24 protein-coding genes, 1 tRNA gene, 1 pseudogene and 1 riboswitch are annotated in these 24,403 nt (G+C 69.9%); of the genes and pseudogenes, 13 read left to right on the top strand and 13 right to left on the bottom strand.

Annotation, left to right across the window (positions count from 1 at the left end; all coding sequences use genetic code 11):
* Both K338_RS25305 and K338_RS0116620 read right to left on the bottom strand, forming a co-directional pair.
* Positions 1–163 (bottom strand): helix-turn-helix domain-containing protein (locus K338_RS25305; protein WP_157612581.1); only part of this gene is annotated, 163 nt, incomplete at its 3' end.
* A gap of 108 nt (positions 164–271) precedes the next feature.
* Positions 272–1,099 carry a hypothetical protein gene (locus K338_RS0116620; protein ID WP_157612579.1) on the bottom strand — a complete coding sequence of 276 codons (828 nt, stop codon included), beginning with the start codon at positions 1,097–1,099 and terminating at the stop codon, positions 272–274.
* A gap of 55 nt (positions 1,100–1,154) precedes the next feature.
* Here K338_RS0116620 and K338_RS23480 point away from each other — a divergent pair, with 55 nt between their 5' ends.
* Both K338_RS23480 and K338_RS23475 read left to right on the top strand, forming a co-directional pair.
* A complete protein-coding gene (locus K338_RS23480; protein WP_211218253.1) occupies positions 1,155–2,606 on the top strand; it encodes a glycoside-pentoside-hexuronide (GPH):cation symporter in 1,452 nt (483 codons plus the stop codon).
* On the top strand, positions 2,599–4,710 hold the full coding sequence (locus K338_RS23475; protein WP_022919288.1) for a glycoside hydrolase family 13 protein: 2,112 nt from the start codon (positions 2,599–2,601) through the stop codon (positions 4,708–4,710). Before K338_RS23480 ends, K338_RS23475 begins: the two co-directional genes overlap by 8 nt.
* On the opposite strand, the gene K338_RS26025 is transcribed toward K338_RS23475, so the two are convergent.
* Positions 4,698–5,105 (bottom strand): hypothetical protein, encoded by a 408-nt coding sequence (locus K338_RS26025; protein ID WP_022919287.1) that lies wholly within the window; start codon positions 5,103–5,105, stop codon positions 4,698–4,700. The genes K338_RS23475 and K338_RS26025 overlap by 13 nt on opposite strands.
* 430 nt (positions 5,106–5,535) lie before the next feature.
* Here K338_RS26025 and K338_RS0116600 point away from each other — a divergent pair, with 430 nt between their 5' ends.
* The 4 genes and pseudogenes from K338_RS0116600 to K338_RS26655 all read left to right on the top strand — a co-directional run.
* Positions 5,536–6,723 carry an acyltransferase family protein gene (locus K338_RS0116600; protein WP_084481395.1) on the top strand — a complete coding sequence of 396 codons (1,188 nt, stop codon included), beginning with the start codon at positions 5,536–5,538 and terminating at the stop codon, positions 6,721–6,723.
* 231 nt (positions 6,724–6,954) lie between these two features.
* On the top strand, positions 6,955–7,608 hold the full coding sequence (locus K338_RS0116595; protein WP_022919285.1) for a TetR/AcrR family transcriptional regulator: 654 nt from the start codon (positions 6,955–6,957) through the stop codon (positions 7,606–7,608).
* Positions 7,598–8,179 (top strand): hypothetical protein, encoded by a 582-nt coding sequence (locus K338_RS0116590; protein WP_040654235.1) that lies wholly within the window; start codon positions 7,598–7,600, stop codon positions 8,177–8,179. The genes K338_RS0116595 and K338_RS0116590 overlap by 11 nt, the downstream gene beginning before the upstream one ends.
* 441 nt (positions 8,180–8,620) lie before the next feature.
* Positions 8,621–8,692, top strand: a pseudogene (locus K338_RS26655) (hypothetical protein); the annotation flags it as partial.
* 604 nt (positions 8,693–9,296) lie between these two features.
* On the opposite strand, the gene K338_RS0116580 reads toward K338_RS26655, so the two are convergent.
* From K338_RS0116580 to K338_RS0116550, 7 genes are all read right to left on the bottom strand, one after another.
* Positions 9,297–9,369: transfer RNA gene (locus K338_RS0116580), tRNA-Ala, on the bottom strand.
* 32 nt (positions 9,370–9,401) lie between these two features.
* On the bottom strand, positions 9,402–10,049 hold the full coding sequence (locus K338_RS0116575) for a histidine phosphatase family protein (RefSeq protein ID WP_022919283.1): 648 nt from the start codon (positions 10,047–10,049) through the stop codon (positions 9,402–9,404).
* The gene (gene rsfS, locus K338_RS23465; RefSeq protein ID WP_022919282.1) at positions 10,046–10,453 is read right to left on the bottom strand and encodes a ribosome silencing factor; all 408 of its coding nucleotides are present in this window, start codon (positions 10,451–10,453) and stop codon (positions 10,046–10,048) included. Before rsfS ends, K338_RS0116575 begins: the two co-directional genes overlap by 4 nt.
* A 29-nt stretch (positions 10,454–10,482) precedes the next feature.
* Positions 10,483–11,862, bottom strand: a complete 1,380-nt coding sequence (locus tag K338_RS0116565; protein ID WP_157612575.1) for a hypothetical protein — start codon at positions 11,860–11,862, stop codon at positions 10,483–10,485.
* Positions 11,859–12,500: a nicotinate-nucleotide adenylyltransferase gene (gene nadD, locus K338_RS23460; protein ID WP_051154947.1), complete on the bottom strand. Its 642-nt coding sequence runs from the start codon at positions 12,498–12,500 to the stop codon at positions 11,859–11,861. Before nadD ends, K338_RS0116565 begins: the two co-directional genes overlap by 4 nt.
* Positions 12,501–12,564: 64 nt before the next feature.
* Complete coding sequence (locus K338_RS25885) at positions 12,565–12,726, bottom strand: hypothetical protein (protein ID WP_022919279.1); 162 nt, start codon at positions 12,724–12,726, stop codon at positions 12,565–12,567.
* Between the two features lie 138 nt (positions 12,727–12,864).
* Positions 12,865–13,590: an SGNH/GDSL hydrolase family protein gene (locus tag K338_RS0116550; protein WP_022919278.1), complete on the bottom strand. Its 726-nt coding sequence runs from the start codon at positions 13,588–13,590 to the stop codon at positions 12,865–12,867.
* A 127-nt stretch (positions 13,591–13,717) separates the two neighbouring features.
* Here K338_RS0116550 and K338_RS0116545 point away from each other — a divergent pair, with 127 nt between their 5' ends.
* Positions 13,718–14,947, top strand: coding sequence for a cytochrome P450 (locus K338_RS0116545; protein ID WP_022919277.1), 1,230 nt, complete (start codon positions 13,718–13,720; stop codon positions 14,945–14,947).
* 42 nt (positions 14,948–14,989) lie between these two features.
* Here K338_RS0116545 and K338_RS25880 read toward each other — a convergent pair whose 3' ends face one another.
* The 3 genes from K338_RS25880 to K338_RS0116530 all read right to left on the bottom strand — a co-directional run bounded on the left by K338_RS25880 (position 14,990) and on the right by K338_RS0116530 (position 17,688).
* Entirely contained in the window at positions 14,990–15,166 is a 177-nt protein-coding gene (locus K338_RS25880; protein WP_022919276.1) for a hypothetical protein, read from the bottom strand.
* Positions 15,167–15,296: 130 nt separating this feature from the next.
* Positions 15,297–16,610: a glutamate-5-semialdehyde dehydrogenase gene (locus K338_RS0116535; protein WP_022919275.1), complete on the bottom strand. Its 1,314-nt coding sequence runs from the start codon at positions 16,608–16,610 to the stop codon at positions 15,297–15,299.
* A gap of 43 nt (positions 16,611–16,653) precedes the next feature.
* On the bottom strand, positions 16,654–17,688 hold the full coding sequence (locus K338_RS0116530; RefSeq protein WP_022919274.1) for an LLM class oxidoreductase: 1,035 nt from the start codon (positions 17,686–17,688) through the stop codon (positions 16,654–16,656).
* 258 nt (positions 17,689–17,946) lie between these two features.
* A riboswitch (SAM riboswitch) is annotated at positions 17,947–18,062 on the bottom strand.
* A 157-nt stretch (positions 18,063–18,219) separates the two neighbouring features.
* Here K338_RS0116530 and K338_RS0116525 point away from each other — a divergent pair.
* The 6 genes from K338_RS0116525 to K338_RS0116500 all read left to right on the top strand — a co-directional run bounded on the left by K338_RS0116525 (position 18,220) and on the right by K338_RS0116500 (position 24,353).
* Positions 18,220–18,762, top strand: a complete 543-nt coding sequence (locus K338_RS0116525; protein ID WP_022919273.1) for a flavin reductase family protein — start codon at positions 18,220–18,222, stop codon at positions 18,760–18,762.
* Positions 18,763–18,847: 85 nt separating this feature from the next.
* The gene (glsA, locus tag K338_RS0116520; protein ID WP_022919272.1) at positions 18,848–20,653 is read left to right on the top strand and encodes a glutaminase A; all 1,806 of its coding nucleotides are present in this window, start codon (positions 18,848–18,850) and stop codon (positions 20,651–20,653) included.
* Positions 20,654–20,761: 108 nt separating this feature from the next.
* The gene (locus tag K338_RS0116515; RefSeq protein WP_027286954.1) at positions 20,762–21,406 is read left to right on the top strand and encodes an ABC transporter permease; all 645 of its coding nucleotides are present in this window, start codon (positions 20,762–20,764) and stop codon (positions 21,404–21,406) included.
* Complete coding sequence (locus K338_RS23455; RefSeq protein ID WP_022919270.1) at positions 21,406–22,587, top strand: ABC transporter ATP-binding protein; 1,182 nt, start codon at positions 21,406–21,408, stop codon at positions 22,585–22,587. Before K338_RS0116515 ends, K338_RS23455 begins: the two co-directional genes overlap by 1 nt.
* The gene (locus K338_RS0116505) at positions 22,584–23,366 is read left to right on the top strand and encodes an ABC transporter permease (RefSeq protein ID WP_022919269.1); all 783 of its coding nucleotides are present in this window, start codon (positions 22,584–22,586) and stop codon (positions 23,364–23,366) included. The genes K338_RS23455 and K338_RS0116505 overlap by 4 nt, the downstream gene beginning before the upstream one ends.
* A gap of 54 nt (positions 23,367–23,420) precedes the next feature.
* Positions 23,421–24,353 (top strand): glycine betaine ABC transporter substrate-binding protein, encoded by a 933-nt coding sequence (locus tag K338_RS0116500; protein ID WP_022919268.1) that lies wholly within the window; start codon positions 23,421–23,423, stop codon positions 24,351–24,353.
* The last annotated feature ends 50 nt before the right edge of the window (positions 24,354–24,403 follow it).

Raw genomic sequence — 24,403 nt, 5'->3', positions numbered from 1 at the left:
CCCCCCCTTCGCCCTCAGCCTGGTAGCGGTCGATCCAGGTCTTGACGCACTTGCGGGACACACCCATCGCGGCAGCGATGTGGGCCTGCTTCCAACCATCCCGGTGACGGTCGACGATCAGACGCCGACCATAGAAGGTCAGGCGGGCATTACGGTGTGACACGGAGCCTCCTTGTGGTGGTGCAGCCTTCGAACAGCCACACCCCACTCGGAGGCTCCTCCTAGGTCAACCAGACCCGCCGAGTGCTACCAACCTCCTGGCCGGGTACACCTAGCGCCGCAACGCCCGGCACTCCACCCAGCAGCGCTCGCCGGCACGTTCCAGCACCCCGAGCTGACGTCCGGACGCCAGCATCGGCCCGGCCCGGAAGTACCATCGGCCGCGCAGCTTGCGCAGACTGGTGGGCACGGGAGCCTCGCCGGGGGCAGCGTGGAGCACCGGTACCGCCCACATCGGTGGAGCAACACCTTCTGCGGGCGACGCCGGGCGGAACGGGAAGCCGAGCTGCCTGCTCCGGTTCTCCCCGGCAAGCACCGGGACAGGTGGCAGCAGCGGCGCATCGGCAGCCGACCCCAATCGGCGGCGCCGGCGGGCGGGCGGGATCAGGATGCCGGCACCGGTACCGATCGTCACCAGCGCGAGGGCCAGGCCGATCCCGGCGACGGCCAGCCGGACCTCGGTGGGCGACTCCAGCTGGACGTAGCCGTCCGCATCCACCCAGGCCGAGATGTTCTCCCCCACACCGGGTGCACTCTTGCAGACCAGGTAGCCGCCGTGCCCGGGCGGCGGTCCCGCGGTCCAGTTCAGCTCGATCCGGAACTGCTCCCGCGACTCCGACAGCCTACCGCAGTACCCCACATGCTGCACCGCGTCCACCCGAGCAGTGACCTGCTCGGTGCGGCCGAGCAGGTGCTCCAGGCGATCGCCGCCGAGCGAGTGCTGACCGTCGGCAACGACGTACAGCACAGCCGGCAGCGCCAGCACCAGCACGGCCAGCACAGCCACCAGCACCCACCAGCGCGAACCCCTAACGGCGGGCGCACGGAGCGCAGCCACAGCGGCAGCATCGAGCAGTGGTTCAGGTTCTGCGGTGGCCATCGCGCACCGAGACTACCGGCCCCGCCGCGCTCCCACGCCTGGCAGACTGCCACTCGTGACCTCCTCCCCCAGCATGGCCGCCGATGCCCCGGCGGGCCGCCGCAATATCTGGGGTTTTGGCCTGGGCACCCTCGGGCGTGACATGGTCGCCACCCTGGTGACGATGTATCTGCTCGTCTACCTCACCGAGGTGGTGCGGGTCTCCGACGCCACCCTGGGCGCGATCACCGTGGTGCTGGTGGTGATGCGGCTGTTCGACGCCGTCAACGACCCGGTGATGGGTTACGTGGTGGACAACACCCGCACCCGGTGGGGCAAGTTCAAGCCATGGATCGCCGGAGGCGCGCTCGCCTGGGCGGGGGCGACACTGCTGATGTTCTCCGACTGGGGTGTGAGCGGGCCGGTGTTCGTGGTGGTGTTCGTCGGCGTGTACCTGCTCTGGGAGGTCGCCTACACGATCAACGACATCTCCTACTACGGGATGCTGCCCTCGCTATCCCGGCAGCAGGGCGAGCGGGAACGGATCGGTGTGGTAGCGCGGCTGTGCGCGAACGTGGGGGTGTTCACCGTGGTGGTGGCGCTGGTCCCGGTGACCGAGGCGCTCACCAGCGCACTGGGCTCGGCGCAGCGGGCCTGGTTCGTCCTCGCTCTGGCAGTGGCAGTGCTGATGCTGGCCTTCCAGGCGATCACGCTGGTGGCCACCCGGCAGCAGGTGGCCACGAGCACCGAGCAGACGCCGCTGCGGGAGCTGCTGCGGGTGATCGTGGGCAACGACCAGCTGCTCTGGGTCACCGTGGCGATGGTGGTGTTCATGACCGGGTACACGATCACCACCAGCCTGGGCCTGTACTACTTCACCTACGCCTACGGCGACGCGGGCATGTACCCGGTGTTCGCCGCGATCCTCGGCGTCACCCAGATCGGTGGGCTGCTGGCGTTCCCGCTGGTGTCCAAGCGCCTGGCCCGGCGGCGGGTGCACCTGTTGGCGACGTTGTCCTGCGTGGCCGGGTATGCAGTGTTCCTGGTGGCGGGCTCCTCGATGGTGGTGATCGGTGTGGCCGGGGTGCTGCTGTTCGCCGGGCAGGCGTTCATCCAGCTGCTGATGATGATGTTCATCGCCGACTCGGTGGAGTACGGGCAGTGGAAGCTGGGCCGGCGCAACGAGTCGGTGACCTTCTCCCTACAGCCGTTCATCTACAAGGCCGCCAGCGCGTTGGCCGCCGGAGCGGTGGGGCTGACGCTGATCGTCTCCGGGATCAACGAGGCGCAGACGCCGGCGGAGGTGACCGACGGCGGTATCGCGGTGCTGAAGGTGGCGATGATGGTGCTGCCGATGCTGCTGGTGGCGCTCAGCTGGCTGGTGCTGGCGCGCACGTATCGCCTGGACGAGGCGACCTATGCCGGCATCGTCGCGGACCTGCGTGATCGGGAGGCGGCCCTGGGCGCTCAGCCGGAGGGTGCCATCGATCCCCGTCCGATGCCGAGCCGGGGCGGCGAGGATGGTTGATGCGCGCAGCCGGCTCAAGGAGGTCTACGCCCATCCGGTCGGCCGGGATGCGATCGACAAGGTGCTGCTGCAGCTGGGCCGGTCCCGGGGCTGGGTGCGCAACCCGGTGGTGGCGAACCTGCGCCTGGGCACGGTGGCGCGGCTGGCGCGCCCCGTGCTCGGGGACGGTTTCGTCAGCTCGCTGGTCACCGTGCTCGCCGATCACGACGACGGCGCAGCACGCCTGGACCAGGTCGGTGCACCCGCCCAGCATGCTCCGGACGGCGCAGCCGCACCGGGCGGTGTGGTCCTCGCCGGGGCGGAGTGGTGGCGCGAGGCGGTGTTCTACCAGGTGTACCCGCGCTCGTTCGCGGACTCCGACGCCGACGGCATCGGGGACCTGCGTGGGATCACCTCCCGGCTGGACCATCTGGCCGACCTGGGCGTGGACTGTGTGTGGCTCTCCCCCATCTTCGACTCCCCGAACGAGGACATGGGCTACGACGTGCGCGACTACCGCGCGGTGATGGCCGAGATGGGCACGTTGGCGGACCTGGACGAGCTGGTGGCCGGCTGCCACGAGCGGGGCATGCGCATCATCTTGGACTTGGTGGTCAACCACACCTCCGCCGAGCACGAGTGGTTCCGCGCCGCTGTGGCCGACCCGGACGGCCCGTACGGGGACTACTACCACCTGGTGCCCGGAGCACCCGGGGAGGACGGTAGCGGTCCACCGCCGAACAACTGGACCTCGTTCTTCGGCGGTAGTGCCTGGCGCTGGGTGCCGGAGGCACGGCGGTGGGCGCTGCACCTGTTCGCGCCGGGGCAGATGGACCTGAACTGGGAGAACCCGCAGGTGCGGGCCGAGGTTGCCGAGATCGTGCGCTGGTGGCGGGGCCGCGGGATCGACGGCTTCCGTCTGGACGTGATCAACTACATCTCCAAACGGTCCGGGCTGCCCGACGGGAACGAGGCGATCGGGCGCCTGATGGGCTTCCCGGGGATCGAGCACTACTTCTTCGGTCCGCACCTGCACGCCTATCTGGCCGAGCTGCGCCAGGCCGGCTTCACCCGCAGGAGCGACGACCCGCCACCGGCGTCCACCGCCCGCGAGCGCTTCGCAGATGGCACGCTCGGCGGCCCGCTGCCGCCCGATGAGGCCGGGGTGATGGTCGGTGAGACACCCGGGGTGGGGGTGGAGATGTCCCGGCTGCTGAGCAACCGCAGCCGGGCTGAGCTGGACCTGGTGTTCAACTTCGACGTGCTGGACGGGCCGGGGAAGGTGCGCTGGGACGACTACCGCTACGACCTGGCCTACCTGAAGGGCTTCTACCTGGACTACCTGGCGCGCACCGGGCCTGGTGATGCGATCGCGCTGTTCTACGACAACCACGACAACCCGCGGATGCTGTCCAAGGTGCTCGGCGCCAAGGATCGCGACCCGGAGCTACGGGCAGCGGCGGCGAAGGTGCTGGCGACCATCCAGCTCACCCTCCCCGGGACCCCGTTCCTGTTCCAGGGCCAGGAGATCGGCGCCGTCAACCAGGAGTTCACCTCGGTAGGTGACCTGCAGGACGTGGAGTCGCGCAACCGGTATGCGGAGCTGTGCGAGACCGGGCTGAGCGAGGCGGTCGCACTCGCCCAGGTGCTGCCCGGTGCCCGGGACCATGCCCGGGTGCCGATGCGCTGGGAGCCGGGCCTGACGACGGGCTTCACCGCCGGCACACCGTGGCAGACCGGCCGGGAGGACTCACGGGGGTTCACCGTGGCCGAGCAGACCGACGACCCGGACTCGGTGCTGACCTACTACCGGGACCTGATCGCGCTGCGCCGGGCGGAGCCGGCGCTGACCCGGGGCGCCTTCCGGGCCCTGGCGCCCCGGTCCCGGACCTACTTCGGGTGGCTCCGCACCGCCGTCGGCGGCTCGGCCGACTGGTTGATCGAGGTGAACCTGACCAGCCGGACCATCCGCCGCCCGCGCGGGGTGCCGGAGGCCGAGACGGTGCTCGGTTCCCCCGGCGGGCCTCTGCGGGCCACGCTGACCCCGTACGAGTGCCGGGTGGCGCGGGTGACGCCAGGCAATGGACATGCCGCCAGTGCGCGGGGCGGTGGTCACCGCGGCTGAGAGCGCAGGTCAGGATCGGCGGTCCGCCAGCTGGATGGCGGCGTGAGGGTGAGGGCGAGCTGGTGGAAGTAGTTGTGCTTCGCCCCAGCGGCATGGTCACCGACCACGTACAGGCGCCGATGGGTCCCGCGGGTGTGCACCGGTTCATCCGCCCAGTGGCTCGGGGCGATCACCGGTCCGGAACGCTCGTGGAACGGATCGTGATCTGCTGGGCCGTCGGCGTCCCGGTGCACACCGTTGACCATGATGCCGTTGTAGGCGATCTGGTTGCACAGCGAGAACATCGGTTCGTCGCACCGCCGGTGCACGGTCAGTGGTGCGCCCACCCAGGTGCGTTCCTCTCCCTGGTCCAACAAGGTACCGAACGCCGAGACCCGGTCGGCGAGCGTCTGCACCGCGGACAGCGGCGGGATCCACGTGGCGGAGAGCCGGTAGGCGCGCGATGTCCCGTTGCGCCTTCTGCAGGATGGTGGCCACGGGCTGGAGCGGGTCGCCGACCGCCAGCACACGCTGCGCACGCCAGATGGCTCCCGCCGCGTACTGAGGCGCGGCCTGACCGGCGTCGTCGATCAGCAGCCAGCCGAGGGACTCCCGCCCGAGACCGGTGAACATCCGGCCGAAGGAGGCAAAGGTGGAGACCGGGTGGACGGGGAGGAAGAACGTTTGCCCCATCTCGCGATCGCCCACACGCCCTCCGAACGCTTCCACCGGGCCTCCAGGCCTCCTCCCGGGCGGGAAGCGCTCTGAGGTCAGTCACCGCCAAGGCCAGACTCATCGAGCTTACACCACTAACCGATACGGCTGTATCGTATTACTGTCTCGACCATGTCGCGACCATTCACCGCACGAGAGCACAGACAGGACGCCGATCTGATGCATAGAGAGTCTCAACCGAACTTGCGGGGGCTGCACCGGGCCGAGGCCCGTGCCCGTCCGCGACTACCGTGGATCGACACGGTCCGGGTGGCAGTGACCATCCTCGTCATCGCGCACCACTGCGCGGTCACCTACGGGAACATCCCCGTCTGGTTCTACAACGAGCCCCCGCAGGATTCGTCGGCCTATGCACTGGACGTGCTGGTTGTGCTGAACCAGACCTGGTTCATGGGCCTGTTCTTCCTGATCTCGGGATACTTCGTTCCTGCGTCGGTCGACCGACACGGGCCGCGCGTATTCGCCCGGGATCGGCTCATCCGTCTTGGCCTCCCGCTGCTCGGCTTTGTGCTGATCGTGCGCCCGCTTGCCAACTTCCACTCCTGGCTACTCGACTCGGACCGACCGCCCTACGCTCTGCACTACCTGCGCACCATCGATGCGGGACCGGCCTGGTTCCTCGAAGTGCTGCTGGCACTCTCGTTGACCTACGCCGCCTACCGCGCCGCACGCGGAACCCCTTGGCCTGGCCGGGACACCGCATCCGAACTTCGCCCCGGAATTGCCGTCGGCCAGCTCCTCGCGCTCATGGCCGTCATGGCCGCAACGGGGGCGGTCTGGCGGCTCATCGTTCCCGACGGCACTCATTGGCCGGTCGTGGGCTTGCCGACGCCGTCCTTCCTTCCGCAGTACGCGTTGATGTTTGCCGCTGGTGCGCTCGCGTCCCGGCATCGGTGGCTAGAACGTGTACCCGCCTCAGTCGCCGCGATGAGCGCAGTCCTGTCCGCGCTCACGCTTGCAGTGCTCGCGCCTGGGATGATGTCGCCGGACCCTCGTACCTCTGCGATCGTGGCAGGAGTCCTCACGGCCGCGCTCGGCCCTGGGCTCAGTGTGGTAGTTCTGGTATTGGTCAGACGACTCGCACCGGGCACCGGACCGATCCGGCGGCTCTTGACGGCGAACGCGTTCACCGTCTACGTCATTCATCCCGCGATCCTGGTCGGCCTTGCGCTGATGCTCCGGGACGTCACAGCTCCGGCGATCGCGAAGTTCGGCGTCCTGCTTCTCCTGGCAGTACCGGCCTGCTGGCTGCTCGCTGCCACCGTGCGCACGATCCCCGGAGTCAAGAAGATCATGTGACAGCCTTCACGACTCCTCCATGGCCAGCGTCCTTCGCGACAGGGTCGCAAAGGTCGGCCGTGGCCAAGCCCTTACACGGCTCCTGGCGGCCGGTCGTTCCCGCGGTTGCGCAATCGCCAAGTAGTCGTAGAGCGCTGATGTCGACCCTGCTACCTTCACACGCCTGCCCGAGGGCGTGGACACCGTGCACCTATTTCGGTACGCTCGTATCGCATTGTTGGAGGATGGGAGATGGTTGTGGCGCGAGGACGTGGACGCGATCACGATGCGGTCCGGCAAGCGATCGTCGACGCAGCGGGCACGGCGGTCGAGCAGGGGGGCGTCGAGTCGCTGACGTTCCGGCGGGTCGCCGCTGCCGCGGACGTGTCCCCGGGACGGGTCCAGCACTACTTCACCGACCGCGCCAGCCTGGTGCGGGCCTGCTTCGATGCTGTGCAGGATAGGGCGCGTTCTCGTGTGGAGGCGACGCTCGCGGCAGTCGAGCCGAGTCCCGCGAAGGTGGTCGCGGCGATTCTGCGCACGATGATCCCGCGTAGTCCGGAGGACTTCAGAGACCTCCGTGTGGTCACGATGTTTGAGGCCTTGGCGCTCACCGAGCCGGCGCTGGGGCGGGCTCTGCTGGATGGCCACGCAGAGCTGCGCAGGCTGCTGATCGATCAGGTTGCGCTCGTTTTGCGCGGGTCGGGTTCTGAGCTGGAAGCATCCGGCGCCACGTCTCCGGAGACGCTCTCTGATGGATTGCTTGCGACGGCCGGAGGGCTCGCGAGTGAGGTCCTACACGGCCATCTCGGGTCCGACGAGGCCCACCGGGTCCTAGACGCGGCGCTGGCCTGCGGGCTCGGCAAGAACACGGCGAACGGCACGGAGGCTGGCCATGACACATGACCCCGCGGTGCTGCGGCCGCTGCGGCGAGCCGAGGGGCTCGTGCGGGGCCGGTTCGAGACCGAGCACAACGGGTCGACCTACGTCGTGGACGCACACTACCTCGACCTGGACGAGCGCATCCGCCTCTACCAGGACGGGCGACTGGTCGACACCGCTCGCCGGCGTGCCACGTTCCACATCGGCGGTGGCGCGCGGATCGAGGCTGCGGTCGCTCAGGTCGGCATGAAGTACGTCCGCCTGCGACATGGCGGAGGCGGCGACACGGTGCAGCTTCCGCCGGCCGACGGAACGGCTGAGGCATGGCGGGCGCGGATCGGTCACGCTCACCCTACCGCGAGCCGAGTCGTCGGCTGGGTCTCGCTCGTCGTCCTACTGGCCGTGCTCGGGATCGAGCTTCCCCAGCTGGTCAACCTCGCCGGGAACCTGACGCCGCTCATCGGACTGCCGTCGTTCGAGGTCCCGGCACTGACGCTATCGGGCTGGGTGAACCTGGCGCTCATCTTCCTGGCCGGAGCCGCCGGGCTCGAACGCAGCCTGAGCATGAAGTACAACCCCCTGCTCGACGACTGATCGGCTCGATGGGTCGGAACACTCATTCACGGCGCTTCAAAGACGATGATATCGGCGGCGTGGACTCTGTACTCGACGCAGAGGGCGTCGGACAACGTCGAGACAGTGCTCGCTCTGCAGATCAGGGCGACCGGTGCGGATGGTAAACGGCCCTGACCGCGAGCGGTTTCTGCCAGTCCTGGCCCGCACCCGCTCGATCCGACATTCGGTGGGGCCGGTTGCCTATGACTGCGTGAAGCTCATCTTCGTTCGGCACGGTTCGGCGATCCTGTTCAGTGAATTCGGTGAGCAGCCGGCCACGACCGGTGACGTGGTGCCACTCGGGGCGAACACGTTATGTGGGAGTGAGCTTGAGGGATCGATCACCGTCACCACTCTGGCCGTGGTGCGGGAGAACGACGTGCCGAAGGCTCCCTGTACTGCTCCTGCGGCGCGAAGTTCATGATCGAACGGCCCCGCGACAAGAACGGAGACCGGTACGAGTACTTCACCTGCTCCGGACGACGCCGCAAGCGCACCCCCTGCACCCGCTCCGCGATCCTCGCAGAGCGGATCGAGCAGCGCATCCAAGCCACCTACAACACCAACGGCCTCACCAAGAACGAAGCCGAACGGGTACACGGCGTGCTGCACCGGGTGTTCGACCAGCTCCAAGCCACCAGCGACGACGAACGCAAGCTCCTCGAAGCCCAGAAGGACAAGCTCGAAGCAGAACGACTCAAGCTCGTCCAGGCCCACTACGCCGACGCGATCCCTCTGGACCTGCTCAAGAGCGAGCAGGAACGCATCCGCACCAGCCTCGACCAGATCACCAGACGCCTTGACACCATGACGGCCACCTATACCGGCGCCCGGAACGGTCTCGACGAGCTCCTTGACCTGCTCACCGACCTCGGCGATCTCTACAACCGATGCGAACCCGCTGAACGCCGCATGCTCAACCGGGCACTGTTCGACCGCATCGTCATCGATGAGGGCGAGGACATCAGCGTCGTCCCTGCCGAGCCCGCCGCCAGCGTCCTCGCCCACGTCAACACCGACGTCCCCGAGCCGGTGACCGCAGAAACCAACCTGCCCCGCACTCAGGCGGGGCAGGTTTCGATTTTCTCAACTTACGTGGAGCTAGGGGGATTCGAACCCCCGACCTCTTCCATGCCATGGAAGCGCGCTACCAACTGCGCCATAGCCCCAAGTCGGGTTGCCCTGGCGGGCCGGATACAGGTTAGCGGATGCCGGGCCCACGTGTGAAATCAGGACCCTCGAGGCCGACGTTGTGGGCGGCCACCCGCCACGCCGGCTGCGACCCGTCGTTGGGGCGCAGCACCGACCAGTGGCAGTTGCCAAGCCCCGTGATTCCGCGCCAGACCTCGGCATCGAGGCCGAGCAGGGTGGTGATGCCGGAGCTGATCGCAGCCCCGTGGGACGTGACCACCAACACACCACCGTCCATGGCGGCGGCCGCCTCGGCCACCGCCTCGGCGATCCTGCGACCGGTCTGGCCGCGGGTCTCGGCCCCGACCCCCTCCGGGTGCCGGCCGTTCTCCCATTCCACGAACTGCTCCGGCCAACGTTCGGCGATCTCCGGGTGGGTCAGTCCTTCCCACTGCCCGAACCCGCGCTCCCGGAGACGCTCGTCCACGCCGACCTCCACCCCGGTGCGTCCGGCGAGGGCCTGTGCCGTGGCGTGGGCGCGAGTCAGGTCGGAGCTGAGGATCTGCGCCGGCTGCACCCGGGCGAGCACCTCGGCTGCGGCTTCGGCCTGTGCCCGACCGATCTCGTTCAGCGGGATGTCCACCTGACCCTGGAGCCGACCGCCGGAGTTGTAGTCGGTCTGGCCGTGCCGCCACAGCAGCACAGTGGCGGCGGTCATGAGTCGGCTGCGTTCTCGTCGCCTGCCTCACCCGGGCCGCCGCGGGCGTCCTCGGGCAGCTCGACGACGGGACAGTCCTTCCAGAGGCGTTCCAGTGCGTAGAACACGCGGTCCTCGTCGTGCTGCACGTGCACCACCACGTCGCCGTAGTCCAGCAGCGCCCAGCGCCCTTCGGCGACCCCTTCGCGGCGCACCGCCTTGACGCCCTCGTGGTGCATCGCTTCCTCGACGGCGTCCACGATCGACCGCACCTGCCGTTCCGTAGATCCGGAGGTCACCACGAAGACGTCGGTGAGCACCAGCCGCTCGGAGACGTCCAGGGCGATCACCTCCCGGGCCTTCAGGTCAGCGGCGGCACGCGCCGCCACCACAGCGAGGTGTCGGGAACGGTCATCGGCGGGCACAGGTCTCCTCGGGGTCGCTCAGCAGCAGTCTACTGACGCAGCACCATCCAGCTCGCGGCGGCCAGCGCGTCACCGTCGCCGAACAAGTCTCCGGTCGCCATCCGCCACACCAACAGCCCGAGCACCACCCCGGCGAGCACGAGCACCAACCAGTAGAGCGCCTGCAGCAACCGAGGTGTGTGCCGCTCGTCGTCCTCGTCTGTCTCGTCGAGCCCCTCATCGTCTTCCGGGGACAGGTCCGTGCCGGGCTCGTCGACCTTGACCGGGGACCCGGCAGAGCCGACACTGCGATCAGCCTCCGGTGCCGGTCCTGACTGCTGGCTGTCCTCCGGCGCTTGCGGCGGGGCTGCTGCGGTCTGTTCGGCGACGGCCGCGACGCTGGGCCAACGGGGGCTCATGTCGAAGGAGTCGTCGACATCCTCCTCCGCAGGCGAGTCCGCTGTCGGGCTCGCCGCTGCGGGCGACGCCTCGGTCGTACCGGCGGCTGCGGGCAGGGCCTCTGCTGGGCTCACAGACGCCGGCGAGGTCTCGGTCGTCGCCGTGCTCGGCTCCTCTGTGCTGCCGGCCACCACCGGGCTGCTGCCCGCTTCGGGGCTGCTGCCCGCCTCCGGGCTGGTCGCCGGCGCCGGCGAGCCGGTGTCCACCGGGTGCAGCACCGAGTCGGTAGTCGGTTCGTCCGGGGCGGCGTTGATGTCCCGGATGGCGCGCTGGATCGCGGTCAGCTCACCGGTCACCCCGTCTACCGAACGGGTGCCGAGCGCGCTGGCCGGCGGGCGGATCACCGGTCGCCGGCCGGTGGCCGTACGTTCGCTGGGCTGTTCCGGCACGCTCGGGCTGGAGTCCTGCCGCCGCTGCCGCAAGGACCGGCGGGAGACCTGGCCCGGTACCACCTGCTGCTCACCGGTACCGGCCGATGCCGGTGACCCAGCTCGATCACCGGAACCTCCGCCGTCCGCCGTGGGCGCCATCGTGGGCGGTGGATGCAGCGCCTCCACCTCCTGCGCAGTGTCCCGCCAGCTCTGCCGCTGCGGCGGATCCGGCGAGGCCGCCGTGGTCTCCACCTCCGAGGCCGCCGGTTCCGGCTCTCCCGGCGACAGTGCTTCCTGGGCTGGTCCAGCCTGCTCGCTGTGCGGCTGCTCCGTATCGGTGCTCTCCGCGGAGGCGGCGGTCTCCGTGCCGGAGAGCGCGTGCTGCCCGGTGGTGGCCACCGGCAGTTCCCCGGTGGGTGCGTACTGTCCGTCTGGGGTCAGCTCGAGAGCACCACTGGCCAGCGCCTCCTCCAGGGCGCGGCGCTCGCGGCGGGTCATCGGCGGGGTAAGCCCTTCGCCGGTCTCCTGGGCGCGGCGGCGCTCCGCCTCCCGCCGACGACGCCGCTCCCCCATCGGTCGCGGCGATGGCTGGTCAGTCACGCGGTCACCCCCTCCGCCCCTCGGTGGAACGTGGCCGGATCCTTGTACAGGCCGTGCTTGCCGATGTACTGCACCACCCCGTCGGGCACCAGGTACCAGACCGGCTTACCGGCCCGCACCCGCTCCCGGCAGTCCGTGGAGGAGATGGCCATCGCCGGGATCTCGTGCAACGAGTAGTCCCGGCTGGGCAGCTTGTCCGTGTCCAGCCGGTGCCCCGGTCGGGTCACGCCGACGAAGTGCGCCAGCTGCCAGAGCTCGTCCACGTCCTTCCAGGACAGGATCTGCCCGAGGGCGTCCGCCCCAGTGATGAAGAACAGCTCGGCAGCCGGGTACTCGGCCTTCAGGTCGCGCAGAGTGTCGATCGTGTACGTCACCCCGGGCCGGTCGATGTCCACCCGGGACACCCCGAAGCGCGGGTTGGAGGCCGTCGCGATCACCGCCATGAGGTAGCGGTGCTCGGCGAGGGTCACCGGCCGGTCCAGCTTGAACGGCTGGGCACCGGTCGGCACGAACACGACCTCGTCCAGGTCGAACTCGTCCGCCACCTCGCTCGCGGCAACCAGGTGGCCGTGGTGGATCGGATCGAACGTGCCGCCCATGATCCCCACCCGTGTGGGGGTGCGCTCAGAACTGATCATCATTCACCCGACGGGAGTGCTACGAGCCGGTGACCCACGGAGCCGAGTCCGTCTCCCCGCCATCTCAACGCTTGCGGTGCCGCGTACCAATGCTCCGCAACGCCAGCGTCGCCAGCAGCAACGACACCAGGATCGCGAACGTCACCACACCGAAACCGATCGGCGAAAGCCCCTGCGCGGCGTGCTCGCCGGTCTCGGCCGCGAGGGCCAGCACGGAACTGCTCATCGGGGTCGTCCTCTCCTGTCCTTCATGGTTGTCCGGCCCGCAGGGCGGTGGAAACCACTCCTCGGGCGCTGCACCCCCTTAGTGTCGCATGTTCACACCGTCGCTCGTCCGCGGGCACGCTCATCTGCCGACATCTGGTCATCCGGAGTGACCGAAGCCACTGAGCAGCTCACTGCGCACGTGGACGCCGAGCTGTGTGGCACCGGCCTGGGTGGGGTGCACCCCGTCGACGCTCATCCCGGGTGCGAAGTGTCCCTCGCTGCGGATCTCCGCAGCCGGGTCGACCCACGCCCAGCCGCGGTCCTCGGCAGTGCGCTCCAGGAACTCGTTGAACGGCGGCACCACGTCCGGGCGAGCATCCAGCGGCGGTACCGCGCACAGCAGCACGTCCTGGGCACCGACGGTGGCGACGATGTCCTCCAGGTTCTGCGCCACCTGTGCGGTGGGTGTCCCAGCTGCCAGGTCGTTGGTGCCGGCCATGATCACCAGCACGTCGGCGGGCACCGGTTCGACCGCTGCGGCCATCTCCGCTGTGGTCGCACCCCAGCGCGCCCAGCCGCCGGTCAGCTCGACCGGGTCGCCGACGGCGTAGCGCACCCACGAGTCCTCGCTCACCTGGCCAGGGGCGAAGGTGGGGTCGGAGCCCACGGTGATCGAGTCACCCACCACCGCGATGGTCAGCTGTTGCCTGCCGGGACCCGCACCGTCCCCGGTGGGTCCGCCTGCGGACCCCTCGTTGCGGCTCGGAGAGCTGGCACCGTCTTCGCTGGGCGGCGCGGGGCACGCGGTGAGCACCAGCAGCAGCCCCAGCAGCACGGCCACCCGGGCCCGCAGCCGCTGGCGGCGGCCTCGTGCTCGTGCCATCAGCAGTCCTCCCTCCTGGTGCGGCCGTGCCTGCGGCGACGGGCCGCCGTCCGGCTGTCATGCACCTCACAGCCTCGCAGCCGGGAGCATGCAGCGCAGCGCGGGCCGCCCACGGCACGATGAGGTCATGACGGAACACGAACCACGGGACGACCTCGCCCGCACCGACCCACGCTACGGCCGGCCCCGTCCGGATCCGGCGATGCCGACTGTGCACCCGGACTGGGATCCGCGTGGCACCCAGGTGCAGGTCGACCCGCGACGAGCGTATGACCAGATGCGGCGCAGCTGCCCGGTCGCGATGGGCTCGTCCGGGGCGTGGACGTTCTTCAAGCACGCGGACGTACGAGCGGCAGCACTAGACGATGACACGTTCTCCAGCGCAGTCTCCGCGCACCTGCAGGTGCCCAACGGCATGGACGGGGCAGAGCACACCCGGTTCCGGAGGCTGATCGACTCCTACCTGGACCATCAGCAGATGGTGGCCCTGGCCCCGACGATCACCACTGTGGCAACGCGGATAGCCGCGGGACTGCACGTGCCCGGGCCTATCGACGCCGTCGAGCTGGGATCGACGTTCGCGGTCCAGGCACAGAGCGCCTGGCTGGGTTGGCCGGCCGAGCTGCAGGACGAGCTGGTCTCCTGGGTGGCGGAGAACCACGCCGCCTCCCGGGCGTTGGACCGGGAGCGGATGGCCGCCGTGGCGCAGCGGTTCGACCGGATCATCACCTCGGTGGTGACCGCCCGCCGAGAGCTGGGCGATGCGGCGCCGCTGGACGTGACCACCGAGCTGATCCGGGACCGGAGCCTGGGTCGGGAGCTCACCGACGCCGAGATCACCTCGATCCTGCGGAACTGGACCGGCGGGGACCTGGGGTCGATGGCGCTGTGCACCGGCGTGCTGCTCACCTACCTCGCCGACCACCGGGACCTGCAGCTACGGGTACGGTCCGGTGTCAGCGACACCGAGCTGGACGCGATCATCGACGAGGTGCTGCGGATCGACTCCCCGTTCACCGCCAACCGGCGGGTGACGACCAGGCACACGGTCGTCGGTGGTCGGCCGATCGGCCCTGGGGAGCGGGTGTTCCTGAACTGGACGGCGGCGAACCGGGACCCGGACGCCTTCGGCGACCCGGACGAGTTCGACCCCGACGGCAACGCTGCGCACAACCTGGTCTACGGCATCGGGCGGCACGTGTGCCCGGGCCGGGAGCTGGCCACGATGGAGCTGCGGGCGCTGCTTCGGGCCGTGCTCGCGGTCACCGAGGCGATCCTGCCGGACACGGCACGCACGCGGCGCCGGGGCCGCCCGCCCGTAGGTGGGTACGAGTCGGCGCCGCTGCTGCTGCGCTGAGGGTCGGGACGCGCGCCACCTGGCCGGTCCTCGCACCCCCGGTCACATCTCGCAGTCGCAGAGCGCGCTGAACTCCACCACCTGCTCACCCTCGTCCGGGTGGGCCCAGGCCTCGGCCTCGGCACGGGTGGCGAAGGTGCGCGGGGCGAGCCGTCCGTTGGGCAGCAGCACCCCGATCTCGATCTGCTCGCGCGGGTCGTCCGTGAGTGGTGCAGACATCTGGCGACCTCCTTCTCCTGCGATGCCCCCAGGATCCCACTGCACACCGGCCCACGCCACCCCCAGACCTCGGGTCGTCATGCCATGGGTACGCTGTGGCGCACTCCTGGCATGACGACCCGGTTGGTGGTCAGGGGCGGATGTGCCCGTCGCCCTGCACGATCCAGGTGGTGGTGGTCAGCTCGGCCAGCCCCATCGGGCCGCGGGCGTGCAGCTTCTGGGTGGAGATGCCCAGCTCGGCACCGAGGCCGAGCTGGCCGCCGTCGGTGAACCGGGTAGAGGCGTTCACCATCAGTGCCGCCGAGTCCAGCTCGGTGGTGAAGCGCTGCACGGACCGGACGTCGGTGGTGCAGATCGCCTCGGTGTGCCCGGAGGACCAGGTGCGGATGTGCTCCAGGGCGGCGTCCAGGTCCGGCACCACCCGCACCGCCAGGTCCAGGCTGAGGTACTCGGCGCCCCAGTCCTCCTCGGTGGCCGGGGAGAACTGGCCGTCGGCAGGAACATGCGCGGCGGCGGTCTCGTCCCCGTGGATGTGTACCCCGGCAGTGGCCAGCGCCGACAGCGCCGAGGGGAGGAACTCAGCGGCGACGTCCTGGTGCACCAGCAGAGTCTCGATCGTGTTGCACACCCCGACCCGCTGGGTCTTGGCGTTGATCACGATGGGCAGCGCCTGGGCCAGGTCGGCGCTGGCGTCCACGTACAGGTGGCAGTTGCCCACCCCGGTCTCGATCACCGGCACCACCGACTCGCGCACCACGGTCTGGATCAGCCCGGTGCCGCCGCGGGGAACGAGCACGTCCACCAGCCCGCGGGCGCGCATCAGGGCGCGGGCCCCGGCCCGGCCGTAGGCGTCCACGGACGCGACCGCATCAGCCGGCAGACCGGCAGCGGCCAGCGCCTCCCGGAGCACGCGCACGATCACGGCGTTGGACTCCTCAGCAGCAGACCCGCCGCGCAGCAGGACGGCGTTGCCACTCTTCAGCGCCAGCCCGGCGGCATCCACGGTCACGTTCGGGCGGGCCTCGTAGATCATCCCGACCACGCCCATCGGCACGCGGGTCTGGCGCACGGTGAGCCCGTTCGGGAGGGTCTGTCCGCGGACCACCTCGCCAACCGGGTCCGGCAGGGCAGCCAGCTCACGGACAGCGTCGGCGATACCGCGGATCCGGGCCTCGTCCAGGCGGAGCCGGTCCACCAGGCCCGGGCTCATCCCGGCGGCGGACTCGCGCTGCACGTCGAGGGCGTTCGCCGCGGTGATCTCCGCCGCAGCGGCGACCAGCGCGTCGGCGATGCCGTGCAGGGCGGCATCCTTGGTGGCCGTGGTGGCACTGCGCAGCGCCCGCGCCGCGGTGCGGGCCCGCACCGCCAGCTCGGTCACGCCGGCCTGGGCACGCTCGTCCGCTGTCGGGTCGACGGCGGGCTGCTGGTCGGTCTGCACGCTCATGGCACCAGGATAGGCCGCCTGGGTCGACGCCAGCCGGGGCGTCTCACCTCCGCGCCCGGGCGGTTCTGCGAGCGCGGCTGGTGCTGTGCCCGGTGAACCGGTCCACCTTCGCCTGCCGCGGCTTGCGCAGCCCGCGCTCCACCAGCGCCGGGATGACCTCCTGCACCAGGGCCAGCACGTCGGTGGGTACGGAGGCGGGGACCAGGGTGAACCCGTCCGCACCGCCACGGTGCACCCACGACCCCCACAGGTCCGCCAGGTCCGCGGCCGTACCCAGCGAGCGCAGCGGCACGGCACGCGGCTGCGTCTCCAGCGAGGTGAGCAGGTCCCACCGGGCGCGTGCGCTGGGTCGGTCTGCAGAGATCACAGCCTGCACGTCCACCAGCACCTGCACGTCGTCGGGGTCCCGGCCCCAGTCCGCGGCGGCCTGCCGGATCGCCGCCCGCGCGGCGTGCGCCTCCTCGAAGGTGGCCACGGACAGCCGGGCGACGTCGGCCCGGGCGGCCGCCAGCTCGCCGTCGACGGCGTTGCGCACCGGGACCACGATCTGCGGGCGGGCAGCCTGGGAGCCCCAGGAGCTGATCACTGCGTCCACGGCCCGAGGGGCCACGGCAACGTCGGTCTCCAGCTGCCACCCGGCTCGGCCGGCGCTGGCGCGGTGCACGCTACCCAGGGCTCCGGCCACGTGGTGGGGGCGGGTCCGGCCGAGCGGCACCGCAGTCACCAGGGTGGCTGTGGTGGTGTGCCGGGACAGCCGGGAGGCGGCGACCGCGCCGTCGAGCCAGTCGTCGCGGCGGCGCTGGCCGGCTGCGTGGAAGGTCTCGTCCAGGGTGATCAGGTCCACCCCGCCCTGGTCCGCCAGCGATGCCAGACCGGCCAGGCGCCCCATGATGAAGGACTCCGCGTCCGGGTCGGCGCCACGGCGCCACTCCCGAGGCGCACCGGCGCCGGACAGGTCGAGGGCGACCAGCGAGGTGCGCAGCCCGACGCGACCGGCCGGACGTGCCTGCGGGGCAGGTGCTGGCGGGGCGGATGCTGCGCTGGTGGCGGCAGTGGTGTGCGAGCGCGTGAAGGTCATGGCTGTTCCTTTGAGGTGAGGAGCGGAAGGCCCGACCCGGCTGAGGCACGCCGACGGTGTCACTCCGTCGGCTCTGTGCCACGCACGAGCCAGGGGTGATGCCGAGGGGCGGGACGCCCGAGGCATCGGGTGAGGGCGGCTCAGGCCGACATGGAACAACAGCACATGACGCAGGTGGCGGTGCTCGAGACGGGCACGTACTGCCGGACCTGGTTCATCGCTGCTGTCTTGTTCCTTCTACTCGTCACCGCGATCGCGGTGCTGCGCTTGCCTCGGCCGGTACGGACGAGACCAGGTCGTCACCCGGGGCACCCCACCGCATCTGGAGGGTTGCCGGTCAGCCGGCCGGGGCCACAAGACTGACGCTCAAGACCTACGCGGACAGCCTAGGAAGAAGTTGCATGACGTGTCAACCAACGCTGCAGCGGTCGCAGCCTCGCCCTCCCCACCCGGGCCCGCTCACCAAGTGAGACCAGCCGGCACGGGAACAGCAGCCCGCTGCCCCGGGTTACCGTGAGCGGGGTGAGCACTATGCGCGAGACGGATCTTCTACAGCAGCTGGCGGCATCCTCGGCCGAGGGTGCCGACGGCCTGGACACCATCGGGTTCAAACAGCTCTTCCGGCAGCACCCGGCCGGTGTGGCCGTCATCACCTTCGCTGGCCCGGAAGGCCCGATGGGCTTCACCGCGACCTCGGTGATCTCCGTCTCTGCTGCTCCCCCGATGCTGGCGTTCGCGATCGCCGCCTCCTCCTCCACCTGGCAGACGCTGCAGCAGGCGCAGACCGTGCTGGTGAACTTCCTGGACGCTCCTTCGGCGCACCTGTCCGCCCGCTTCGCCCGGCGCGGCACCGACCGGTTCGCCGGGGTCGAGCACCGGAGGCTGCCAACCGGCGAACCGTTGCTGACCGAGGCGGCAGCGTGGGTGCGGTCCCGGGTGGCGCAGCACGTGCCGACCGGGGAGAGCCACCTGGTGACCCTGCATGCCCTCGAGGCACAGATCGCCCGCACCAGCGCCCCGCTGGTCTACCACGACCGCACCTACCACGGGCTCGGCCAGCACTCCCGACTCTGAATCCAGCCCACGCGGGCGCAGCCGCTGCGCGGCCCGGGAGCACGAGCGACCCCACAGCGGTGGCGGCGCTGACTAGGCTCGGTCCATGAAGTCGCCCATCGTCGCCTACCTGGAGGAGCTGCACGCGGACATCGCCCAGCTCCGGGACGGGCTGCCGTACCCGGTCCGGCCGCGACGTGCCCGGATCGACCCGGACGACTTCGGGATCGCCCTGGCCACAGTGGACGGCTACGTCTACACCGTGGGCACCACGGCCAAGGAGTTCGCGCTGCAGTCGATCTCCAAACCCCTCACCTACGGTCTGGCGCTCAGCGACGCCGGCACGGCACGGGTGGACGCGAAGGTCGACCTGGAGCCCTCCGGCGACCCGTTCAACGAGATCTCCCTGGATCCGCTCACCGGACGGCCGGCGAACGCGATGATCAACGCAGGTGCCCTGGCCGTGGTGTCCATGATCAAGGGGTCCGGCGGCAGGTCAGCGATCCAGCGGATCGACGAGACCTACGCAGCCTTCGCGGGCCGGACGCTGCGCCGCAGCGCTCGGGTGCTGCAGGCTGAGCTGCGGCACAGCGACCGCAACCATGCCCTCGCCTACCTGCTCAGCTCGGTGGGGATCATCGAGACCGACCCGACCACTGTGCTGGAGAACTACCTGCGGCAGTGCGCCGTGCAGGTCACCTGCCGGGACCTGGCGATGATCGCCGCCACGCTGGCCAACGGCGGCACCAACCCGGTCACCGGCACCGAGGTGCTGCCGCTGGAGGCGGTAGAACGGGTGCTGTCGGTGATGATGACCTCCGGGATGTACGACGACGCCGGCGACTGGGTGAGCAACGTCGGCATGCCCGCGAAGTCCGGGGTCGGCGGCGGGATCGTCGCGGTCCTTCCCGGCCAGGCCGGTCTGGCGGTCTACTCCCCTCCCCTGGACCCGCACGGCAACAGCGTGCGCGGTGTGGCCACCTGCCGGCGCATCTCCCGGGACATGGAGATGCACTTCGTCCGGGCCGCGCGCATGGGGCGGTCCGCCATCCGCGCCCGTTACACCATCGACCGAGCCCCCTCGACCATCCGACGCAGCACGGAAGCACACGAGATCTTGGTCACCTACGGGCACCGGGTGCTGGTCATCGAGCTTTCCGGAGACCTGTTCTTCGCCGGCACCGAGTCGGTGGTGCGGGAGGTGAGCCGGCTCAGTGCCGAGATCCAGGTGGTGGTGCTCGACGCACGACGGGTGGACGAGGTCAGCGAGGTGGCCCTGCGGATGCTCGGGGCGTTGGGGGTCGAGCTCACCGGCGACCAACGCCATCTGGTGCTCGTGGACCCGGACGAGTCCATCGCCGAGGCGTTCACCGACGCACCGGTGCCGAACCTGGAGACGCGCGACCGGGCGGTCGCCTGGTGCGAGAACTGGCTGCTGGCCGAGCATGGGTTCCGGCCACGCCCAGGGCTCGTGCCGGTGGTCGACTCGCCGGTGCTGGACCTGCTGGACGAGGGTGCCGCCGCCGCACTGGCGACCCGGATGCAGCGACGCAGCTACTCCGACGGAGAGGTGGTCCGCCGGGTGGGGCAACGGTTCGGCGGGATCTACTTCATCCTCTCCGGGCGGATCGTGACCATCGGTACGGACGCGAGCGGGCACCGGGTGCCGGTCACCACGCTCACCGCCGGGATGGTGGTCGGAGATCTCGCCCTGGGCGACCAGGACCGGCAGACCACGACCGCCAAGGCCGCCGGGCCGGTCGAGGTGATGCTGCTGGATGCGCAGGCCATCGACGACCTGGAGCACTCCGACCCGGAGCTGGCCGTGCAGCTCTGGCGGGCGCTGGCTCGGCACGCGCACGCCCAGTCGCAGCACTATGCTCAGGCTGCTGCCGGGCAACGAGAGGAGTAGTCCCCACCCGGCGACCGTGCCCACCGCGGCACGGTCAGTTCCGGCTGGGCGACCACCGGTCTGGCCTATGGTGGAAGAGACTGATCACCTGCACAAACGGGAGGCGTGGTGGACTTTCTGGAGTTTCTGGCCAAACGCAGCGATGACATGGTCGAGCTCGGCCTGGAGCACGCTGCCGTGGTCGGGATCTCCGTCCTCCTCGCCGCCGTGATCGGCGTGACCCTCGGTGTGCTCACCTACCAGCGGCAACGCCCCCGGGAGCTGGTCCTCGCCGCCACCGGCGCGATGCTGACCGTTCCCTCCTTCGCCCTGTTCATCCTGCTGCTCGGTGTGTTCGGGCTGGGCTGGACCCCGGTAGTGGTGGCCCTGACGATGTACGGGTTGATGCCGATCGTGCGCAACACCGTTGCTGGTCTGAACAGCGTCGACCCGGCGGTGGTGGAGTCCGCCCGAGGCATGGGCCTGACCCGCTGGCAGCGGCTGCTGCGGATCGAGCTGCCGTTGGCCTGGCCGGTGATCATCACCGGGATCCGGGTGACCACGCTGGTGCTGCTGGGCATCGCGGCGATCGGGTACATCGTCAACGGCCCCGGCTACGGCGAGCTCATCTTCACCGGTCTGCACCGGGTCGGGACACCGGTGGCGGTGAACCTGGTGCTCGCCGGCACCCTCGGTGTGATCATCCTGGCGATCGTCTACGACCTGGTGTTCTACGCCGTCCGGCACCTGACGACCTCACGAGGAGTCCGATGATGAGTACTGCCACCAACGACGACGTGATGATCCGCCTGGAAGGACTCACCAAGCGCTACCCCGGCCAGCAGAGCAACGCCGTCGACGCCCTCGACCTGGACATCCGCCGCGGCGAGGTGGTGGTGCTGGTCGGTCCGTCCGGCTGCGGCAAGACCACCACGATGAAGATGATCAACCGGATCATCGAACCGACCGACGGACGCATCCTGCTCGACGGCGAGGACGTCACCGGTACCGATGCCGACCAGCTGCGCCGTCGGATCGGGTACGTCATCCAGCAGATCGGGCTCTTCCCGCACATGACCATCGGGGAGAACATCGCCACCGTGCCCAAGCTGCTGGGCTGGGACAAGCCACGCATCGCGGCACGGGTGGACGAGCTGCTCACCATGGTCGGCATGGCACCCGAGGAGTACCGTGGCCGCTACCCGAAACAGCTCTCCGGCGGGCAGCAGCAACGGATCGGGGTCGCCCGGGCGCTCGGTGCTGACCCGGCCGTGCTGCTGATGGACGAACCCTTCGGGGCGATCGACCCGATCACCCGGGACCGCCTGCAGAACGAGCTGCTCCGGCTGCAGAACGAGGTGCGCAAGACCATCGTGTTCGTCACCCACGACATCGACGAGGCGATCAAGCTCGGTGACCGGATCGCGATCCTGCAGGAGGGCTCCCGGATCGCCCAGTACGACACCCCGGAGCAGATCCTCACCGCCCCGGCGAACGACTTCGTCTCCGACTTCATCGGCCGGGGTGCCTCGCTGAAGCGGCTGAACCTCACCCACGTGGCGGACATCGAGCTGCGCGACTGGCCCACCGTGTCCGCCAGCACCGATGCCGACACCGCGCTGGCACAGCTGCGCTCCGTCCCGGAGAGCGCGCTGCTGGTGCTGGACGCCGGCGGTCGGCCGGTGCGCTGGGTCGGTGCGGACGACCTGCACCGGGCCGCGGGCCGGCCGCTGGACCAGGTCGGTCTGGCGACCAACCCGGCCGTCGAACCGCGAGCCACCCTCAGCGACGCGCTGAACGAGCTGATCACGGCCCGGTTCAGCGTCACCATCGTGGTCGATGACGACGGTGAGTTCCTCGGGGTGGTCGACATCGACCAGATCACCGACGCCATCAGAGACATGCGCGCCAGCGCAGTCAGCCAGGCCCGCGCCGGGCTGCAGGAGCAGACATGAGCATCGACGCGCCGTCCCGGATCCTCGTCGCCCAGTCCGGTGAGGCGAAGACCCGGCACTCTCTCGGCGGTTACCTGGTGATGCCGGCGGTGCTGGCCGCTGTGTGCCTCGCCCTCTATGTCTATGTGGCGACCAAGGAGCTCGACTCGATCGAGGCGCGAGCACTGAGCGTCGGTCGGCTGAGCACGGCGCTCTGGCAGCACGTGCAGCTGACCGCCGTCTCGACGGTGCTCACCCTGCTCGTCGCCGTCCCGTTGGGCATCGTCCTCACCCGGCCGTTCGCCCGTCGCATCCAGCCGTTCCTGATCACGCTGCTCACCCTGGGCCAGGCGGTGCCGACCATCGCGATCCTGGTGCTGCTGGCGGTCGCATTCCTGTTCCTCGGGTTCCAAGCCGCGATCGTGGGGCTGGTGCTCTACGCGATCGTGCCAGTCCTGCTGAACACCATGGTGGGGCTGGAGCAGGTGGATCCGGCCGTGCTGGAAGCGGGTCGAGGGATGGGCATGTCCAGACTGACCGTGCTCCGGCGCCTCGAGCTGCCCCTCGCGGTCCCGGTGGTCCTCGCCGGGATCCGCACCGCCCTGGTGATCAACGTCGGCACCGCCACGCTGGTGACCTACATCAACGCCGGTGGGCTCGGCGACGTCATCGTCGCCGGGCTGTCCACGAACCGGTTCACCGTCCAGCTGGTGGGTGCTGTGCTGACCGCGGTGCTCGCCCTGACCATCGACTATCTCGCCGGGATCGCCGAGGCGCTGCTGCGCCCCAGGGGCCTGTGAGATCGGCCGGTCCCCGGGTCCCACCCATCACCCGCCCACCACGAGGAGACACCGATGACTAGAACATCAACCCGTACTGCACTGACCGCCGGCGGACTCGCCCTGCTCCTGGGGCTCGCCGGCTGCGGCGGTGACGACGGCGGCGGCAGCTCCGACGGCCCGTTGGCCGGTGCGCAGCTCACGGTCGGCTCCAAGGAATTCACCGAGTCCATCGTCCTGGGCCAGATCACCGCGCTCGCACTGGAGAACGCCGGGGCCGAGGTCACCGACCAGACCGGTCTGGCCGGCAGCGCCACGGTCCGCGAAGCGTTGGAGTCCGGTGAGATCGACATCTACTGGGACTACACCGGGACCGGCTGGGTGAACATCCTCGGGCACACCACCGAAGACGTCCCGGAGGACCTGTACTCCGCCGTCGCCGAGGAGGATGCGGAGAACGGGATCGCCTGGTTGCAGCCAGCGAACTTCGAGAACACCTACCGGATCGCCACCAAGACCGACTTCGCCGAGCAGAACGGCCTGACGAACTCCACCGAGATGGCGGAGTTCATCACGGCCAACCCGGACCAGGGCGTGGTGTGCGCGGCCAGCGAGTTCATCAACCGGGACGATGGTCTGCCCGGCTTGCAGGAGGCCTACGACTTCGAGTTCACCTCGGTGGTCGAGCTCGACCTCAACCTGATCTACACCCAGGTCGGCCAGGAGTGCCAGTTCGGGGAGGTGTTCTCCACCGACGCGCGCATCGTCTCCAACGACCTGACCGTGCTCGAGGACGACCAGGGCTTCTTCGTGGAGTACGCCGCGGCGGTGACGCTGCGCGAGGAGACGCTGGAGGAGTACCCCGAGATCGCCGACATCATGGCGCCGATCAGCGAGGCACTCACCGGCGAGGTGATCACGGACCTGAACGGCCGTGTGGACAACGACGGGGAGCAGCCCCGCGATGTCGCCGAGGAGTGGCTCGACGAGCAGGGTCTGCTCGACTGATGCGACCATCGGCCGCGGCGCGGCGCTCCACTGCGAGCGAGCGCGCCGCG

The sequence above is a fragment of the Ruania albidiflava DSM 18029 genome (assembly GCF_000421225.1).
Classification (GTDB): domain Bacteria; phylum Actinomycetota; class Actinomycetes; order Actinomycetales; family Beutenbergiaceae; genus Ruania; species Ruania albidiflava.
This window is presented reverse-complemented; position numbering and strand designations above follow the sequence as displayed.

Coding starts and splice junctions, on each gene's coding strand:
- K338_RS0116620 (WP_157612579.1), bottom strand. CDS start 1,099: ATGGCCACCGCAGAACCTGAACCACTGCTCGATGCTGCCGCTGTGGCT.
- K338_RS23475 (WP_022919288.1), top strand. CDS start 2,599: ATGGTTGATGCGCGCAGCCGGCTCAAGGAGGTCTACGCCCATCCGGTC.
- K338_RS0116600 (WP_084481395.1), top strand. CDS start 5,536: ATGTCGCGACCATTCACCGCACGAGAGCACAGACAGGACGCCGATCTG.
- K338_RS0116595 (WP_022919285.1), top strand. CDS start 6,955: ATGGTTGTGGCGCGAGGACGTGGACGCGATCACGATGCGGTCCGGCAA.
- K338_RS0116590 (WP_040654235.1), top strand. CDS start 7,598: ATGACACATGACCCCGCGGTGCTGCGGCCGCTGCGGCGAGCCGAGGGG.
- K338_RS0116575 (WP_022919283.1), bottom strand. CDS start 10,049: ATGACCGCCGCCACTGTGCTGCTGTGGCGGCACGGCCAGACCGACTAC.
- nadD (WP_051154947.1), bottom strand. CDS start 12,500: ATGATCAGTTCTGAGCGCACCCCCACACGGGTGGGGATCATGGGCGGC.
- K338_RS25885 (WP_022919279.1), bottom strand. CDS start 12,726: ATGAGCAGTTCCGTGCTGGCCCTCGCGGCCGAGACCGGCGAGCACGCC.
- K338_RS0116550 (WP_022919278.1), bottom strand. CDS start 13,590: ATGGCACGAGCACGAGGCCGCCGCCAGCGGCTGCGGGCCCGGGTGGCC.
- K338_RS0116545 (WP_022919277.1), top strand. CDS start 13,718: ATGACGGAACACGAACCACGGGACGACCTCGCCCGCACCGACCCACGC.
- K338_RS25880 (WP_022919276.1), bottom strand. CDS start 15,166: ATGTCTGCACCACTCACGGACGACCCGCGCGAGCAGATCGAGATCGGG.
- K338_RS0116535 (WP_022919275.1), bottom strand. CDS start 16,610: ATGAGCGTGCAGACCGACCAGCAGCCCGCCGTCGACCCGACAGCGGAC.
- K338_RS0116530 (WP_022919274.1), bottom strand. CDS start 17,688: ATGACCTTCACGCGCTCGCACACCACTGCCGCCACCAGCGCAGCATCC.
- K338_RS0116525 (WP_022919273.1), top strand. CDS start 18,220: ATGCGCGAGACGGATCTTCTACAGCAGCTGGCGGCATCCTCGGCCGAG.
- glsA (WP_022919272.1), top strand. CDS start 18,848: ATGAAGTCGCCCATCGTCGCCTACCTGGAGGAGCTGCACGCGGACATC.
- K338_RS23455 (WP_022919270.1), top strand. CDS start 21,406: ATGAGTACTGCCACCAACGACGACGTGATGATCCGCCTGGAAGGACTC.
- K338_RS0116505 (WP_022919269.1), top strand. CDS start 22,584: ATGAGCATCGACGCGCCGTCCCGGATCCTCGTCGCCCAGTCCGGTGAG.
- K338_RS0116500 (WP_022919268.1), top strand. CDS start 23,421: ATGACTAGAACATCAACCCGTACTGCACTGACCGCCGGCGGACTCGCC.